The sequence below is a fragment of the Psychrobacter sp. UBA6766 genome (assembly GCF_002453355.1).
Taxonomy (GTDB): domain Bacteria; phylum Pseudomonadota; class Gammaproteobacteria; order Pseudomonadales; family Moraxellaceae; genus Psychrobacter.
Genome location: NZ_DKGQ01000054.1, coordinates 1 through 17,947 on the forward strand (window position 1 = coordinate 1; position 17,947 = coordinate 17,947).

General features: G+C 43.4%; 17 protein-coding genes and 1 pseudogene. 2 read left to right on the plus strand and 16 right to left on the minus strand.

Features of this window, described 5'->3' with window-relative positions:
- Positions 1–116: 116 nt before the first annotated feature.
- From B4K26_RS11955 to B4K26_RS12020, 14 genes are all read right to left on the minus strand, one after another.
- Positions 117–1,481 (minus strand): MFS transporter, encoded by a 1,365-nt coding sequence (locus tag B4K26_RS11955; protein WP_296245752.1) that lies wholly within the window; start codon positions 1,479–1,481, stop codon positions 117–119.
- A gap of 237 nt (positions 1,482–1,718) precedes the next feature.
- Positions 1,719–3,047, minus strand: a complete 1,329-nt coding sequence (locus B4K26_RS11960) for a M20 family metallopeptidase (RefSeq protein ID WP_296245753.1) — start codon at positions 3,045–3,047, stop codon at positions 1,719–1,721.
- 77 nt (positions 3,048–3,124) lie between these two features.
- Complete coding sequence (gene pcaD / locus B4K26_RS11965; protein WP_296245754.1) at positions 3,125–3,904, minus strand: 3-oxoadipate enol-lactonase; 780 nt, start codon at positions 3,902–3,904, stop codon at positions 3,125–3,127.
- 89 nt (positions 3,905–3,993) lie between these two features.
- Entirely contained in the window at positions 3,994–5,229 is a 1,236-nt protein-coding gene (gene pcaF / locus B4K26_RS11970) for a 3-oxoadipyl-CoA thiolase (protein ID WP_296245756.1), read from the minus strand.
- A gap of 34 nt (positions 5,230–5,263) precedes the next feature.
- Positions 5,264–5,926 carry a 3-oxoacid CoA-transferase subunit B gene (locus B4K26_RS11975; RefSeq protein ID WP_296245757.1) on the minus strand — a complete coding sequence of 221 codons (663 nt, stop codon included), beginning with the start codon at positions 5,924–5,926 and terminating at the stop codon, positions 5,264–5,266.
- A gap of 26 nt (positions 5,927–5,952) precedes the next feature.
- Positions 5,953–6,660, minus strand: a complete 708-nt coding sequence (locus B4K26_RS11980; protein WP_296245758.1) for a 3-oxoacid CoA-transferase subunit A — start codon at positions 6,658–6,660, stop codon at positions 5,953–5,955.
- Positions 6,661–6,781: 121 nt separating this feature from the next.
- The gene (benE, locus tag B4K26_RS11985) at positions 6,782–8,014 is read right to left on the minus strand and encodes a benzoate/H(+) symporter BenE (protein ID WP_296245759.1); all 1,233 of its coding nucleotides are present in this window, start codon (positions 8,012–8,014) and stop codon (positions 6,782–6,784) included.
- A gap of 78 nt (positions 8,015–8,092) precedes the next feature.
- On the minus strand, positions 8,093–8,872 hold the full coding sequence (locus B4K26_RS11990) for a 1,6-dihydroxycyclohexa-2,4-diene-1-carboxylate dehydrogenase (protein ID WP_296245760.1): 780 nt from the start codon (positions 8,870–8,872) through the stop codon (positions 8,093–8,095).
- A 61-nt stretch (positions 8,873–8,933) separates the two neighbouring features.
- A complete protein-coding gene (benC, locus tag B4K26_RS11995) occupies positions 8,934–9,950 on the minus strand; it encodes a benzoate 1,2-dioxygenase electron transfer component BenC (RefSeq protein ID WP_296245761.1) in 1,017 nt (338 codons plus the stop codon).
- A 65-nt stretch (positions 9,951–10,015) separates the two neighbouring features.
- Complete coding sequence (benB, locus tag B4K26_RS12000; RefSeq protein ID WP_296245762.1) at positions 10,016–10,513, minus strand: benzoate 1,2-dioxygenase small subunit; 498 nt, start codon at positions 10,511–10,513, stop codon at positions 10,016–10,018.
- A gap of 62 nt (positions 10,514–10,575) precedes the next feature.
- On the minus strand, positions 10,576–11,961 hold the full coding sequence (gene benA / locus B4K26_RS12005) for a benzoate 1,2-dioxygenase large subunit (protein ID WP_296245764.1): 1,386 nt from the start codon (positions 11,959–11,961) through the stop codon (positions 10,576–10,578).
- 127 nt (positions 11,962–12,088) lie between these two features.
- Positions 12,089–13,012 carry a catechol 1,2-dioxygenase gene (gene catA, locus B4K26_RS12010; protein WP_296245766.1) on the minus strand — a complete coding sequence of 308 codons (924 nt, stop codon included), beginning with the start codon at positions 13,010–13,012 and terminating at the stop codon, positions 12,089–12,091.
- Positions 13,013–13,124: 112 nt separating this feature from the next.
- Positions 13,125–13,415: a muconolactone Delta-isomerase gene (gene catC / locus B4K26_RS12015; protein WP_296245768.1), complete on the minus strand. Its 291-nt coding sequence runs from the start codon at positions 13,413–13,415 to the stop codon at positions 13,125–13,127.
- 74 nt (positions 13,416–13,489) lie between these two features.
- Positions 13,490–14,662: a muconate/chloromuconate family cycloisomerase gene (locus tag B4K26_RS12020; protein WP_296245769.1), complete on the minus strand. Its 1,173-nt coding sequence runs from the start codon at positions 14,660–14,662 to the stop codon at positions 13,490–13,492.
- A 259-nt stretch (positions 14,663–14,921) separates the two neighbouring features.
- On the opposite strand from B4K26_RS12020, the gene B4K26_RS12025 reads away from it, so the two are divergent.
- Positions 14,922–15,839: a LysR family transcriptional regulator gene (locus tag B4K26_RS12025; protein WP_296245770.1), complete on the plus strand. Its 918-nt coding sequence runs from the start codon at positions 14,922–14,924 to the stop codon at positions 15,837–15,839.
- Positions 15,840–15,878: 39 nt separating this feature from the next.
- A pseudogene (locus B4K26_RS12030) lies at positions 15,879–16,076 on the plus strand (hypothetical protein); the annotation flags it as partial.
- Positions 16,077–16,281: 205 nt separating this feature from the next.
- On the opposite strand, the gene pstB reads toward B4K26_RS12030, so the two are convergent.
- Both pstB and pstA read right to left on the minus strand, forming a co-directional pair.
- Positions 16,282–17,208 (minus strand): phosphate ABC transporter ATP-binding protein PstB, encoded by a 927-nt coding sequence (pstB, locus tag B4K26_RS12035; protein WP_409521400.1) that lies wholly within the window; start codon positions 17,206–17,208, stop codon positions 16,282–16,284.
- A gap of 67 nt (positions 17,209–17,275) precedes the next feature.
- Positions 17,276–17,947 (minus strand): phosphate ABC transporter permease PstA (gene pstA / locus B4K26_RS12040; RefSeq protein WP_296245771.1); only part of this gene is annotated, 672 nt, incomplete at its 5' end.

Consider the following 17,947-nt stretch of genomic DNA (forward strand, 5'->3'; position numbering starts at 1 on the left):
TTAATTGTTGGGATTGGTATAATTTAGCTTTAGTTGTGGGGCAATCCTCGATAATTTTACTTATCTAAAATAGCCCCAAGCAGAATACTTGAATAAAAATACAATCTAAATCCTCTTTAGGTGGCGACAGGCGTATCTAAAGTAACTGGTGTCGCGTTGCCTTTTTTACTATCAACTGCAGCATTTAAGTTTACAAGGAAAATAGCAACAGCTGCAATCATGCCTGGTATGGCAATGAATAAAAAGTTGGTTTGATGGCTAAGCTCAAGCGTGAGTAATGCGCCGGTCAGGATAGGTCCTACAATAGCGCCAATGCGGCCGATACCTGATGCCCAGCCCATTGCCGTCGTCCGTACCGCGGTGGGATAGTACTGAGCAACGAAGGTGTAAAGTAAGATCTGTGAGCCAATTGTGGTAGCGCCAGCGATGGCAATAAGGGTATATAGCACCACCTGAGGGCTATTATAGCCAAGCAGTGTCAACGCCACAGCGCCTAAAGCAAACATGATTGCCAAGACAGGCTTAAGGTGGAATTTATCAGCCAATACGCCGCCGCCGATTGCGCCAACCATACCGCCAATATTGAGTGCAAATAAGAACAGCATACTCGCGCCAAGTGAATAACCTGCCTGAATCATCAGTTTTGGTAACCAGCTGGCAAGTGCATATACCATCAACAGGCACATAAAGAAAGCAGCCCAAAACATAATGGTTGTAAAGCCTCGATTGTTTAAAAACAGAGCTTTAATAGGTGCATCATCGCCTTTGGTCGGCTCGTCTAATAGTAAGTTGGTAGCAGTAGTAATCGTTGCCTGCGGGGCTAGTTTTTGAACGACAACTTTTGCTTCTTTATCTCGCTTCTCTTTAACCAGGTACATCAAAGATTCAGGTAGCATCTTCCAAATTATCGGTAGTAACAACGTTGGGATACCAGCGATGTAAAACATAATCTCCCAGCCATAGTCCACAACTAAAAAAGACCCTAATAATGCTGATGCCATACCACCGATAGCGTAGCCACTGAACATTACAGCAACCAAGGTGCTACGGATACGTTTTGGGGCATATTCGGAGGTTAGCGCCACGCAGATAGGCATCACGCCACCGATACCTAATCCTGCAATAAATCGAAGGGTTGCGAATTGTATTGGACCATTAGCAAAAGCGCCAAAAAAGGTAAAGCTACTGAATAAACCAACACAGATCATGATGGTTTTTTTGCGTCCGATTTTGTCAGATAAAGTACCGAAAATCATGGCACCAAACATCATACCAAAAAGTGCCGCGCTGGCAAGAAAGCCTGCTTGTACCGCGGTTAATGACCACTCTTCCATGAGTAAAGGTAGAGCTACACCATAAATAATAAGATCGTAGCCATCAAAAATAATGATTAATAAGCACCAGAAGAGCACCTTCCAGTGAAAGGGTGCAAATTTTGCTTCATCAATGACTTTATTGATGTTTAAGGTTGACGATTCCATTCGTTTTTCTCCGTGGGTAATATCCCTATAAGTACTATTAAGTTATTGTTTCCTATGTTATAAGTCAAAAACCATCTAAGTATCAAATCATACTTATAAGGTATGAATATTTGGACAATTTACATGATTGAGTGTGATATATGAAAAACGTTGAAAAAAAGCCACCTCTATATTTAAAGCATATAAAGGTGGCTTTTTACTGACGAAAGTGCAAAGCCTAAGTTTCTGATGAATAAACTATTTTTTCATTGCTAAATAATCTATAGCCAATTGGCTAAGCGCTTTAGTACCTACTTTAAAAGAGGACTCATCTACAGAAAAATAAGGAGAGTGATTGTATGGTGCTTGACTAGGGTCTTGTCCGATCGGAGTGCCCCCTAAGAAAATAAATAATCCGGGAACTTCTTGGCTATAAAATGAAAAGTCCTCAGATGCCGTTACTTTAGGCACTTCAATAAGGTTTTCTTTGCCTACAATATTGCTTAAAGTTGGTAGCATTTGAGCGGTTAGCGCTGGGTTGTTCATCGTAACGGGATAACCCTTGTTGATTTTAACATCCGATTTGGCCCCTGATGCCAACGCGATATGGGTTGCGGTTGATTCTATCTTTTTAAATATTTGTTCGCGAATATCCATGTCAAAATTACGAATCGTGCCAATCATATTGACGCTATCTGGAATAATGTTGTCACGAACCCCTCCAGATATTTTACCAAATGAGACGATAGCAGGTTCTTTAGTGATATTAATTTGACGGCTTACTATTTGATTCACACCGGTAACAATTTGCGCTGCAGTAGCGATAGGATCAACTCCGTTCCAAGGTGCTGAGCCATGCGTTTGCTGGCCGTTTACTGTAATATCAAAGGTATCAGCACTTGCCATGATAGGGCCGCTTCGATAGCCAATTTGTCCGCTATTTAAACTCGACATAATGTGCAATCCAAACGCCACATCAGGTTTATATTTTTTAAATATGCCTTGCTTTAACATCAGTTCAGCACCGCCTTCTTCGCCTTCTGGTGCACCTTCTTCAGCAGGCTGAAACACGAACATGATGTTGCCATGTAGCTCATTTTTTACACCCGCCAATACTTCGGCTGTGCCCATAAGCATAGCCACATGGGTATCATGACCGCAAGCATGCATGACCCCAACGTCTTCTCCCATGTACTTAGTCACGATTGTTGACTTAAAAGGCAGGTCTGTTTTTTCAGTCACAGGCAGTGCATCCATATCGGCGCGTAGCATCACCGTAGGACCTGGTTTAGCACCTTTTAAAAACCCAATAACACCCGTATGGGCGATATCAGTTTCAACCTGCATACCTAAGGATTTTAAATGCTTGGCAACCAGAGCTGCAGTACGCGTTTCTCTGTTACTCAGTTCTGGATGCTGATGAATGTCTCGGCGCCAGTTAATCACCTTTTTCTCAACGCTTTTGACGTGTTTGTCGATATTAATAGAAGGGGGATTTACAGACGCAGGTACTGCGAAGGCGCTACAGGCAGCAAAGCTGATAGCTAGCGATAGAAATGCTCGTTGCATACTCTTTTTTCTGGTCATAACACTTCCTTGTGGTGGGGTTGCTTTAATAAAGCCTTGTCTTAATACAGCGTTTACGTCAATGCTTAACTATACTTTTAATTGCTTAAGTACTGCCGTACAAATTGATTAAAGGTATCTGGTTTTTCAATATTTGAGATATGAGAAGCTTCAATAATGGCGAGTGTGGCATCGGGGATGTGATCGATCATATATTGACCATCAGAGACCGTTGTTACTGGGTCCTCGGAACCTGCAAGCACCGTGATAGATACGCGGATATCCTTTAACTGCTCGCGGGTATCAGCACCTGCTAATGCCTCGCAGCAACTGGCGTAACCTTCAGTGCTACCAGTTGCCAAGACATTAGAAAGGGCTTTGACAACGTCAGGATGAGTGTTGATAAAATCCGCTGTGAACCAACGCGAAGCTGCGGTCGACGCGATAGGAGCTAATCCTTGTTCACGAACCAGCTGCGCGCGTTCTGTCCACGCAGATTCATTCCCAATTTTTGCAGCGGTATTGCAAAGCATCAAGTGATGAAAACGGCTAGGATGGTTGATAGCCAGCCATTGGCCGGTCATGCCGCCCATTGAGATGCCGCAAAAAAATGCTTTATCAATATTTAAATAATCGAGCAGGTTAATGACGTCTTGACCAAGTTGCTCAAAACTATAAGGACCACTGGGTGCAGAGGATTTACCATGACCACGGGTGTCGTAGCAGATAACAAAGTAATCTTTTTGCAAGGCATCAATTTGTGGTTGCCACATTTGATAGCTGGTGCCTAAAGAGTTGGAAAATAGTAGAGCAGGGTTACTGTTATCGCCAAAAGTGGCGTAGTTTAGTGTTACGTCTTTGCTGTTGAATACAGGCATAATTATCATCCTTTTTAATCATTGCAATGTCAGTGAAAAAGCACTTTATAATTGGGCGTTGTTGTAGTCACATTTATTAACAGTGCGGCTTAGTTATTACCCATACGCTCAATAATCATCGCGATACCTTGTCCAACGCCAATACACATCGAGCAAATCGCATAACGCTTATCAGTGTGTTCAAGCTGATTAAGGGCAGTTAAAACAAGACGTGCACCCGACGCACCGAGTGGATGACCAAGAGCAATTGCGCCGCCATTCGGATTGACGCGCTCACTATTATCAGGTAATCCCAAATCACGTGTACAGGCGAGAGACTGAGCTGCAAAAGCCTCATTTAATTCAATGACATCCATCTCATCGAGTGACAATCCAGTTTGTGCCAGTAGCTTTTTCATCGCCGGGGCAGGCGCAAATCCCATGGTTCGTGGCTCAACCCCAACTGTGGTCGCTGCCACAATACGCGCTCGAGGCTGTAGATTAAACTTTTTAACTGCTTGCTCTGAAGCTACTAAAAAAGCGGCAGCGCCATCATTAATTCCAGAAGCGTTACCAGCGGTTACCGTCCCATCTGCAGTGACGATCGGACGCAGTTTGGACAATTTTTCAAGTGTGGTATCAGCGCGAGGATGTTCATCTTTATCGACGATAACAGGCTCGCCTTTACGCTGCGGGATGCTAACAGGGGTAATCTCATTATTGAAAAGTCCTGCTTTTTGCGCGGCGGCGGTACGTTGCTGGCTACGTAGCGCAAATGCATCTTGATCAGCACGGCTAACATTAAACTGCTCTGCGACATTTTCCGCAGTTTGTGGCATGGTTTCAGTGCCATATAGCGCATCAAGCTTTGGATTGATAAAGCGCCAACCCATGGTGGTATCTTCTAGCTTCTGACTACGACCAAATGCCTGGTCTGATTTACCCATGACAAATGGTGCACGGCTCATGCTCTCGACACCACCTGCGATGATTAGATGAGCTTCACCTGCTTTAATCGCACGCGCCGCTATCGCTAACGCATCCATTGACGAGCCGCACAAGCGATTAACTGTAGTCGCAGGCACTTGATAAGGTAGGCCTGCAAGCAGTGACGACATTCGTCCAACGTTGCGATTGTCTTCGCCACTTTGATTGGCACAGCCGTAGATGACATCGTCTACTTGTTCCCAGTCGACCGTGGTATTACGCTCCATTAAAGCCTTAATAGGAATGGCACCTAGATCATCCGCACGTACTGGTGCTAGAGCGCCGCCGTAGCGTCCAAAAGGAGTGCGAATGGCATCGATAATATAAGCGTTATTTAAACCCGAGATTAAATCAGTCATGGTGATTATCCTAAGTCTTGATTAAAAGGTGTTTTTATTCGTTAGTGGCGTCAATGAGCGCAGCACCTGTCAGATTTTGTAAGTCGGCAAAGCTTAAGCCATCGACTTTTTCAATCACTTTTAAGCCTTTATCTGTGACATCGATGACACATAAATCGGTATAGATACGATCGACGCATTTTTTACCCGTCACAGGATAGGTAAGCTCGCTGACAATTTTTGGCTCGCCTGTTTTGGTCGTGTGATTGGTCATCACGAAAACTTTTTTTGCCCCAACAGCTAAGTCCATTGCACCGCCGACCGCTGGTATGGCATCTGGCGCGCCCGTACTCCAATTGGCCAAATCGCCATTTTCAGCCACTTGAAACGCACCCAAAACGCAAATGTCGATATGACCACCGCGCATCATGGCAAAGGAGTCGCCGTGATGAAAGAAGCTGCCGCCCTCTAGCATGGTGACGTACTCTTTTCCCGCGTTAATCAGCTCAGGGTCTTCTTCGCCTTTGAGCGGTGGCGGACCAAAAGCCAAAAGACCGTTTTCTGAATGCAAAAACACATCTTTATCATCAGGTAAGTATTCGGCGATTTTGGTGGGAAGTCCGATGCCTAAATTGACATAGGCACCATCTGGGATATCTTGAGCAGCGCGCTCAGCGATTTGATCACGGGTCAAAAGGGTGTAGGAAGTATGGCTCATGATAACGCTCCTTATAAGTGGTAGTATTAAGCAGTGGCAGACGTTGCAGTACTAGCAGATTCATTACTGATAGGCTGGATTTCTACCACATGCTGCACAAAGATACCCGGCGTAATAATGTGCTCAGGATCAAGCGCGCCAAGCTCAACCACCTCCGACACTTGAGCGATGGTCACATCAGCGGCCATTGCCATGATAGGACCAAAGTTACGAGCCGATTTTCGATAGACTAAATTGCCCCAGCGATCGCCTTTATAAGCTTTAATTAAGGCAAAATCCGCCTTAATCGGATATTCAAGGACATAATCTTTACCATCAATATTTCTCGTCTCTTTGCCTTCTGCAAGCAGAGTACCAAAGCCTGTTGGCGTATATACTGCGCCAAGCCCCATACCAGATGCTTGAATACGACAAGCCAGATTACCTTGTGGTACTAATTCAAGTTCGATTTTGCCAGCCTGATACAACTCATCGAATACCCAAGAGTCAGATTGGCGTGGAAAGGAGCAGATGATTTTACGAACCGCGCCCGTTTTTAATAGCTTGGCAAGACCATAGTCACCATTACCGGCATTGTTGTTAATAATAACTAAATCTTTGACGCCTAAATTAATAAGACCATCAATGAGTTCAGCTGGTTGACCTGCTGTACCAAAGCCACCAATCATGATGGTCGCGCCATCTTTAATTTGACTAAGTACGTCGGTGATATTTTGTCTGGCTTTATTAATCATATTTATATCCTATGAGAAGTTATATGCTGTCGTGTCTTTAAAGGTGATACGCGCTTTACATAGCGTTTCGCTGGCCTAAGATCACTTAAATGCTGTAATAAGCGCGCCACTCTTAAGTTGCTTAATTTATTTTGCTATTAGTATTCGGCAGTGCTGTTGGTAATGATGCAGGTAGTAAACGTTTTTTGGTCAAAATATAATGCGCAGCCATACCGATAAGAATGCCCCAAAACACAGAACTAAGTCCTAAAAAATGCATGCCAGATGCGGTCGCTAAGAACGTAATCAATGCCGAGTCCCTTTGGCCATCGTCTTTCATGGCGATAGTGATATTGGCTGAGATAGCACCAACCAGAGCAAGACCCGCCAGTGCCGCGACAAGCTCTTTTGGTAGCAGACTAAATACCATAACAATGCTGCCAGCAAATAAACCGCCAAATAAATAGAAAATGCCATTTGCGACGCCTGCGATATAGCGCTTTTCTTTTAGCTCATGCGCATCTTTACCCGTACAAAGCGCGGCTGTAATAGCGGCAAGTACAATGGTAATACCGCCCACACAAGCGACTGCTAACGATGAAAGACTGGAGATGGCAACAATGGGTTTGGCTGGCGTGTCATAGCCGCTCAAATTTAAAATCGCCATTCCCGGTAAAAACTGCCCAGTTAGGCTGACAAGAATAAGCGGAATCGCAAGGTTAAACGTTGAGTTCCATGACCATTCAGGGGCGATAAAAGTGGGTATGGTGATGGCTAAATCAAAATTGACAGGATTCATTTTGCCAAGTAAGACGCTTAAGGTGACGCCGCACAGCAGCACCCAAATCATCGTGTAACGCGGTGATAAGCGCTTGGCGAATAGGTAACAAGCCAGCATGCTAAAAACAATAAATGGCATGGTATCGGTAGCTTTAAATAACTCTAAGCCAAACTGAAATAGGATACCTGCCATCATGCCAGCGGCAATGCCGTTAGGAATCCATCTTAAAATTTTATCGAAGTAGCCCGTCGCCCCAACGATAAATATAACAACAGCCGAGATGATGTAACCAGCAACGGCTTCGTTGATACTCATTTGTGGAAACAGCGTGACGAGGAGGGCTGTGCCAGGAGCAGACCACGCGGTGATAACAGGCGTTTTATATTTAATGGATAAATATATTCCGGGAATGGCAGCACCAATAGAGACTCCCCAAATCCAAGACGCCATCATTGCATCTGATACTTGTGCAGCTTGAGCAGCCTGAAAAAAGATAATTAAAGGTCCAGCATAAGAGATAAGGACTGCTAAAAATCCTGCAACTGATGCGGAAACCGACCAATCGCTTTTTAAGGTTTGGATTACGGGGGCCATATTGCTTCCTTGCAAATTAGCATTTATCACGAGGTGACAAATTAAGGTTCATGCTAGTTATTGGCACATTGACTATCTTTAGCCTTCGTCGCCACCACCTACGGGAATTGTGCTACCAGTAATATAAGAGGATTCATCAGACGCTAAAAAGGCGATGGCATTCACCTGTTCATTGATTGTGCCGTAGCGCTTCATAAAGGTACGATCAATGGTCTGGTTAACCACGGCGTCCATCCATTCTTTTTCATCAGCAGTTAAAGGCTGAGCGTTACGAGGGATTTTTCTAGGTGGCGCTTCGGTACCGCCGGTCGCTACTGCATTGACACGAATACCATCATTTGCGTATTCAAAAGCAAGCGAGGCGGTCATGGCATTGATACCGCCTTTTGCTGTGGAATAAGGTATACGGTTGATACCGCGAGTAGCGATAGAGGATACATTAACAATCGTGCCTGACTGCTGTTTGACCATGCTTGGTAATACGGCATGGCAACACCATAATGTTGGGAATAGTGAGCGGCTGATGTCTTTCTGAATCTCTTCTTCAGAGAAATGAACAAAGGGTTTCATCCAAATTGCGCCACCGACATTATTGACCAAAACATCTATTTGCCCGTAAGTAACAATTGCCTTATCAATAGCATCTTTAGCACCTTGGTGCGTTTCGAGATCAGCTTGAATAGTGGTTGCCTCTCCGCCATTGGCAATGATTTCTGCCAACACTTCTTCTACAAGTGGAGAGAAGTCTGCCAAGACGATTTTGCCGCCTTCGCTTGCCAAGCGTAGTGCGACACCGCGCCCGATACCTTGGGCGGCACCTGTTACGATACATACTTTATTATCAAATCTTTTATTCATGGCAGTCTCCTAGAAACCTTGTTCATCGCTTTGCTTTCGTAGTCGTGGGATTTAAACTATGTTATTGTTCACTCGGCGTAAATTTCTCATAGTAGAAATTACTCGGTTTCAGATTGCTGCTATCTAACCAATTGCTCACTGCATCTACCATCGCTAGTGGACCACATAAGTAAACATCAGCGTCGCCATCATTTAACCATTCATCATCTACATGTCCAGTAACATAGCCTTTACGCTCGTGAGTGCTGTCTTTATCTGCGACACAGGTGCGGTAGTCAAACCAGGGGTGGTTTTGTTTGACCTCTTCGAGTTTCTCAACTTCTATCAAATCAAAATCATTGGTGACGCCGTAAACCATTCTGACAGGATGATGAGCACCTGATACCTCTAAGCTTTTTAGCATTGATAGAAAAGGCGCGATACCCGTGCCACCCGCTAAAAATAATGTCGGGCGAACAAGAGGACGTAGATAAAAGCTACCAAATGGACCTTCAAAATCAATATCTTGTCCAATCTGAGCGATATCAGATAAGAAAGTACTCATTTTGCCATTAGGAATATTACGGACGACAAATTCGGCTTGCTTGGCGCTGGGCACGGAGCTAAACGAGTAAGAACGGGTTTCGTCAGAATCAGGAACACTGACATTGACATACTGGCCTGGCAAAAATACTAGCGCATCTGGATTGTCGACTTCGACGCCAAAGTGAATGGTAGACTCTGATAGTACGTTCAGCTGTTGTAGTTTGCCTTTGAATACAGACTTACCGACTTTGCAGGCTTCAGAGGAGGTTGGTACTTTGATCACGCAGTCGCTTTCTGGAATCATCTGGCAGGTGAGTACATAACCTTCAGCAGCTTCAGCTTCTGTCAGTGCATCTTCGATATACATATCAGGGTGCATGTCGTAGCTGCCAGATTCACAATGGCAACGGCAGGTACCGCAAGCACCATCAAGACAATCCACAGGGATATTAAATTTTTGACGATAAGCGGCTTCAGCGACCGTTTCGTCGGCTTCACATTTGATGAAGCCTGTGACGCCGTCTTCGAACTGTAGAGCAATATTATATTCCATGAGAAATATCCCTTTTCAACACGTATTAATTAAAAGATGTTAACTAAATAATGAATAAATAATAATTAGACGTGATAAACATCCATAATTTGATGCACATAGTCGTCTTTCAAGACCACATACTTATCCAAAATTTTCGGTTGATCTTGAGTCATGTCTATTTTGTACTGAGAGTAACCCCAATAGGTATTGGTCTCGTGATAGCGAAAAGATTTGTTGATCCAGTTAAAACGCACTGTCACAATACCGTCATTGTCTTCGAGCAATTCGATATTCGATAAATTGTGCGTGGTACGAGTATCAGGAATGGTCGCTGATGAGCGCTCAGTCTCGATGCGGAAGATACGATCTTCAAGACCACGGCGGTCCGGATAATAAATCAGCGAGATTTCTCGTTGTGGGTCGCTGATAAGCTGACCATCATCATCCCAACTTGGCATCCAGAAGGGGCAATCTTCAGCGTAATAAGTGAGCCATTCTTCCCATTTTTTCTCGTCTAATAAACGCGCTTCACGGTATAGAAACTGTCTAATGTCTTCAATGTTAACAGTTGCATTTTTCATGATTGATATCCTTATTTTTTTGTCAGTTCTACAATAAATAGCAGATTAATAATAAAAATGTATTAGTCGCTATTAGCACCGTGTAGCTGCTGCTCTTGCTCTAGAGCTTTTTTCATCTCTTCATGCCAGTAGCGATGTTGGACGGTATATAGCCCTTCATCCTCAGTCTTAACGCCACTCATTAAAGGTTTTAGGTCAATAGCGGCAGCACCTTCATCTGCACCTTGAATCCAGTGTTCAGAACCTCGGCACATATCATTCCATTCAAGCTTGATACCGTTATAACCTTCTTGACACGAGCGGAACTCTTCTAAGTCATCAGGTGTTGCCATACCAGTAACGTTAAAGAAATCTTCATACTGACGGATACGGCGTGCACGTGCTTCATCGCTTTCTCCTTTTGGTGCGATACACCAGATGCTGACCTCAGTTTTGTCGACCGCGATAGGGCGGAGCATGCGAATTTGTGAGCTGAACTGATCCATAATATAGACGTTTGGATATAGACATAAGTTACGTGAACGCCCAATCATCCAGTCCGCCATGGCTTCACCGTAATTGGCAACATAATCATCGCGATAGGCATAGTTTGGACGATCTTGTGGGTTTTCCCATTGTGTCCATAACAGCATGTGTCCGTTTTCAAAGGAGTAGAAACCGCCACCTTGACGTCCCCATTTACCAGCATTCATGGCCTTGATGTTGTCTTCTTTGACAGCTTCAGTTTCTTTACGGCGCGCAGTAGTAGCAGCGTAGTTCCAGTGGACCGCTGATACGTGATAGCCATCGGCACCGTTCTCAGCTTGTAGTTTCCAGTTACCATCAAAGGTATAAGTTGAGGTGCCGCGTAGAACTTCTAAACCTTCTGGCGACTGATTGACAATCATGTCAAGAATTTTGGTAGAGCCGCCAAGCCATTCTTCGATTGGCTGAACATCATCATTTAGGCTGGCAAAGATAAAGCCTTTATAGTTCGCCATCTTCACTTGTTTTAGGTCGTGTGAGCCTTCTTTATTGAAGCATTCTGGATAGCCTGCATGTCTTGGATCTTTAACTTTAAGCAGCTTACCTGAGTTATTAAAAGTCCAGCCATGAAATGGGCAAGTGTAAGTAGCTTTATTACCCTTTTTATGACGGCATAATTGTGCGCCGCGGTGTGAGCAAGAATTGATCATGCAATGCAGCTCACCTTCTTTATTGCGGGCAAGAATGACCGGCTGACGACCAATATATGAGGTGTAATAGTCATTGTTATTAGGGACTTGAGTTTCATGAGCCAGATAAACCCAGTTGTTCTCAAAGATGTATTTCATCTCAAGCTCAAATAGCTCTTCATTGGTGAAGGCGCTACGATGCAGACGATAAATACCTTTTTCACTGTTTTCTTCTAAAAAATCATCAATACTGATGTCTGATCCTTCAGGTACTAGATTGATACGCTGGTTCATAGCAGCCTTCCTTGTATAATAACGGTGTTAAATGAAATTCGGTGTTACGCTCGATACGACAGCTGGGGAAGTATCAAGCGTAAAATTCAATACTTATTAACTACTAATATTCAAACACAAGCACTGACTAACCTTGGACACGGCGACGTACGACTTCACTACCTTGTACATCAGCTTTACTATCTTTTAGTAAATGAAAGTCGAAATCGATTGAAGCATAAGGTTTATCGAGACCTTTTTCTTTGAGCGTGTCAGCATCGTCAATCATAGTGATTTCTGGAACTAATCCTTCACGGCTTGCAAAAGCAAAGTCGTCCCATAAGTACTCATCGCCATCGATGTTGATTTGAGTCGTTACTTTGCGATGACCGTCTGCACTGGCGAAAAAGTGAATATGAGCTGGGCGATGACCATGACGTCCTAAAGCACTTAATACTTTATCTGTCATACCGCCTGGTGGTACTGAGTAACCTAGAGGTACGATACTACGGAAGGCATAACGACCATTTTCATCCGTGATGATAGTACGACGTAAGTTAAATGCTGGTTGCGACTCATCAAAGAATGAATAGTTGCCTAAGCTATTGGCATGCCATGCTTCAACTTTGGCATTTGGAATTGGATTGCCATCTTCGTCATAGACATATCCTTGCATGAACAGTACAGTGCTTTCTTCATCTTCGGTGCCATCATCTAAACGCGCAAAGCCTTTTTCTTCAGGGGCACCTGCTACGTATAATGGTCCTTCAATAGTACGTACTGTACCGCCTTCCAATCCCGCTGCCTTCATATCTTCTTCAATCATCAAATCCATAAAATGATCGAAGCCAAGACCTGGCGATAATAAACCGGCTTCTTTACCTAAATCACCGATATAAGCAACACCGCTCCAGTACTCATCAGCGGTAATATGCAGATCATTGATGGTTTTCATTAAATCACTGACAATACGTAGAACAATCTCTTGCACACGCGGATTTACTTGTTCAGGAAAGTCGATTTTACCTTTGATGAATTTCTCAGCCAATGCTTCTATTTGCTTGTGTTCCATGTCTCTCTCCTTGTTGAGGACTGTTTAAAAATTTAGGATTCTGAATTGAGTAACCTTACTCAATGTTTTAAATTTAAAGGTTGGTTTTGGTTTATTGTCTTACAGACCTGTTTTAACTATCATCACTACGTACGGATGATGGATGGCGTAATAGCGGGGTTACCTGAACTTTCATATATGGATAAAGAGGAAGTGACATCATAATATCGTGCAACTCTTCATTACTCTCGACATCAAATATACTGAAATTAGAATACTCACCAGCCAAACGCCAAATATGACGCCATTTACCTTGCTCTTGCAATTTTTGAGACAGCGCCTTTTCGGCGGCTTTAAGCTCATTGACCTTGTCTACATCCATATCTGTTGGTATTAAGACATCCATTCTGACGTGATATAACATAATCATTTCCTTATATTTTTGATGACTGAATATTTCTTATGACTAATAGCGAGTGATTTGGGTTTGGCTTAACCTTATAGCGCCTCTGTTTGAACCTTATTAGCAAATGACGACTTTGAAAATTGAGGGAATGTCGTCAGTGCTTGTTTGGCATAGTGATAAACCTTATCGCTATCTACTTCAATACCAAGACCTGCACCAGTCGGGACATTTAAGCCAAAATCTTGATAATCGAGCGGCTGTACTAAGACATCTTCGGTCAATAATAATGGTCCAAAAAGCTCAGTATCGAAGTTTAAGCTAGGGTAGGTCGAAAACACATGGGCAGATGCCGCTGTACCGATAGGGCCTTCGAGCATCGTACCACCATAGAGATCGATACCTGCCAAATGTGCCATTTGTCCGATGAGACACGCGGCTTTTAATCCCCCTGCTTGATTGATTTTGACCGCGAATACATCAGCGCAGTGATCGGCTGCTAAAAGGAAGGCGTTTTGTGGGTCTTGGATGATTTCATCCGCCATAATTGCCACATCGAAATGTTCGGTTAAGCGTTTTAGCGCGTCTTTATTACGCATTGAGACCGGTTGTTCTATTAGATCAACACCGCCAGTTTGGAGTAGCTCAATGCCTCTCATTGCTTCAAGTTCCGTCCAAGCTTGATTGACATCAACCGTAATACGGCAGTCTGGTAAAGCCTGCTTGATGGCTAATACGTGTGCGACATCATCAAGAATAGAGTTGCTACCGATTTTTAATTTAAAAATGCGATGGCGCTTTTGTTCGACCATTTTCTTGGCCTCACTGATATCGGTTGTAGTGTTGCCACTGGCCAGTGTCCACGCAACTTCGATACGATCACGGACACGGCCACCAATCAGTTCACTAACAGGTACGTTTAAACGCTTGCCTTCAATATCGAGTAGAGCGGTTTCAATGGCGCACTTTGCAAAACGATTGCCATTGATATGAAGATTTAGCAGCTGCATTGCTTTAGCAGAAGTCGCAGGCTGCTCTTTTAATAGAAGAGGAGTAAAATAGGTATCGATGTTGGTTTTGATACTATGAGGGCTTTCTTCCGCGTAGCTTAAACCACCGATAGTAGTTGCTTCGCCCCAACCTTCATAGCCATCTTCTGTTTGAATATGCACAAGCACCAAAGTCTGCTCTCTCATTACTGTACAGGCCAGCTTGTGCTCTCGAATAGTAGGTACTGGTACTAGTAAAGTATTAATTGAACGAATCATGTCAGTCCCTATTGAATAAATGATGCTTCCTTATGCTTAATAAGAACTATAGTTGTTGCATATCAACATGTCTAAGACCTATTTAGTCTACTATTAATACTTTTTAGGTATTTTGATAATCAGTTTGCGTTATGTTATGTTCTTTAGGTATAGAAAATCTCTACAGAAATTGACTTTAGTATTGATGTTTTTTAATCTGTTTTTAGATTCTTAAGAATGCTAAAAAATAGCCTATAGACCACCCGAGGAATAATAATCAATGGAATTGAGACATTTACGCTACTTTGTGGCGGTTGCAGAAGAAAAAAGTTTTAATAAGGCAGCCGAACGGTTGTTTATTTCACAACCACCGCTAAGCCGACAGATAAAACAGTTGGAAGAAGAGATAGGGGTAATCCTCATTGATAGGGACAATCGTCCTTTAAAACTGACCGAAGCTGGCGAGTTCTTTTATGATCATGCCCTTCAAATTATAAAAAAATCAGATGATCTGCGTGCGATGACCATCCGTAAGGGCAATTTTGACAACTCCTTATCTATAGGTTTTGTATCCTCGATACTGTACGGTATATTGCCAAGAGTAATTGCACACTTTCGAGAAGTTTATCCAAATGTGGAGATTAAGCTGTATGAGTTGAGCTCATGGCAACAAACACAAGGTTTAATAGACGGTAAAATAGACGTAGGGTTTGGAAGGCTGTTATTTGAAGATGCTTCTATTAGACGAATGTTGCTGAGAGAGGAAAGCTTGGTCGTTGCTGTTCCTGTTCGACATCGCTTGGCACAAGAGAGACTAAAAAGTGTTCGTTTGATAGATCTAACCAATGAAAGCTTATTGTTATATCCAGTGGCACCTCGTCCTAGTTTTATCGACTATGTCTTAGAATTATTTGAAGCTCGCCATTTAAAAGCCAATTATTTTACTGAAGTGCGGGAATTGCATATTGCTTTAGGGCTAGTAGCAGCGGGCGAAGGTTTGACTATTGTGCCAAAGACGCTTGAGCACTTGCGGAGTCAAGAAGTAAGTTATATTCCATTTGAGGACGGTCACTTAACCTCACCTATTGTGATGAGTGTCAGACATTTTGACAAATCAGAATTATTAAAAACATTGTTGGACGTAACCTATGAGATTTATGATGAAGAAGGATTTGATTACAAGCGTGAGCAAATTTGAGTAAGCTCTTTAGCCGTTAAATCTTATAATCTTGACTCGATCAAGGATCGTTTTATGCAAAAATTTCGTTATAAGGCTCTACCAATTGATGTTCATTTTGGAATAGGCGGCAAGTCGGCTGGAACCAAGGGCATTGATTGCTGGCTAGCTCTAGGAGGCGGCTCTACCAGCAAACTTGCTAAAATTGTAGCATTACAGGTGCATCTACCGATAGTTGCCATACCAACGACTTATGCTGAAAGAAGGCCCTTCTGAAGTAGCACGAACCGTCTGTGCTAGTCCTCACTATAATCCTCGTGACTATAATTATAAAGAACTAAGTGATTTGCTAGAAAAAGCATATAAAGGTTTGTCTCCTATTTAATAATTCTCTTGCCAAGACAGCACACTCATTTCAATCCTTTTAACAAGTATCAGGTTGTCTAATTCTAGTCGAGATGACCTAGCCATAACGCCCAGTAATATAATCTTTGGTCGCTTTTTGCGCTGGGTTGTTGAATATCTGGCTTGTCTCGCCCATCTCTACCATGTCTCCCAAATACATATAAGCGGTGTAGTCTGAGATACGCGCAGCTTGCTGCATATTATGAGTGACGATAGCAATGGTATAGTCGTTTTTTAAATCGGTAATCAAATCTTCAATCGCGCTAGTAGAGATAGGGTCAAGCGCTGAGGTTGGCTCATCTAATAGCAAGACTTCAGGCTTTGTTGCTACTGCGCGTGCGATACAAAGTCGCTGCTGTTGACCGCCCGATAAAGACAATCCTGAGGCTTTGAGTTTATCTTTGACTTCCAGCCATAACGCTGCTTTTTTGAGGGCCCACTCCACACGTTCATCCAATTCCGCTTTGCTTAGCTTCTCGTAAAGACGGACGCCAAATGCCACGTTGTCATAAATGGACATCGGGAAAGGCGTGGGCTTTTGAAAGACCATGCCGACACGCGCACGCAGCAAATTAACATCCGTATCTTTTGCCAAAATGTTTTGTCCATCGAGGGTGATTTGACCTTTAGCATACATACTTGGATATAAGTCATACATACGGTTAAAGGTACGTAGCAGCGTTGATTTACCGCAGCCTGATGGGCCAATAAAGGCGGTTACTTTTTTCTCTGGGATATCAATGTTGATGTTTTTTAATGCTTGAAAATCGCCATAATAAAAGTCCAAATTACGAATCGCAATCTTGGCAGGTGGCATGTCATCCGGCATATCTGCCATAGTTTGTTTGATAAGATGGTCAATATTTGGCTGTTGATATTGACCATGATTAGCCATCACCTCATCCAGTAAACGACGCGTGCTGCTGGTATTGGTCATCGGCTTACTCGCTTTTCTCTCTAATACGTCAGTCATAATGGTATCCATTTCTTTTAAAGTCTTGTTAAGTAAGGGTGATTTTTCGCTATTCTCTTAGAGGTATAATCGCTTTAACCTATCTACTATGGTTTTTACCACCGATAAAGCGCGCCGCTATATTTAATAGTAATACCGTCGCAGCAATCAGAAGCGCCGCCGCCCAAGCCAGAGCGTGCCAGTTTTCATAAGGGCTCATGGCAAATTGATAAATCGTGTTGGGTAAGTTGGCCATCGGCCTGCTCATATCGGTACTAAAGTATTGGTTGTTTAGCGCAGTGAATAGCAAAGGTGCAGTCTCACCAGTAATACGCGCAAAAGCGAGCAGCACACCTGTGGTTAGACCGGCTTTGGCGGCTTTTAGGGTCACTGTACTGACCAGCTTCCATTTTGGCGTACCCAATGCATAAGCAGCTTCTCGTAAAGTATTAGGTACAAGATTTAGCATGTTTTCCGTCGTCCGCACGACAATAGGAATGACAATCAGCGCCAATGCCAATGCGCCAGCCCAACCCGAAAAGCTCTGTCCTTTGACCATCAAAGCGTAAATAAACAAACCAATCACGATAGATGGGGCCGACAATAAAATATCATTTAAAAATCGCGTGACTTTACCGAGCATACTGCCCTGTGAAAATTCCGCTAAATAAATGCCCGCCATCATGCCGATTGGCGCACCAATCGCCAAGCCTGAAAAAGCCAACATCACTGAGCCAACAATGGCGTTACGTAAACCACCTTCGCCCATCGG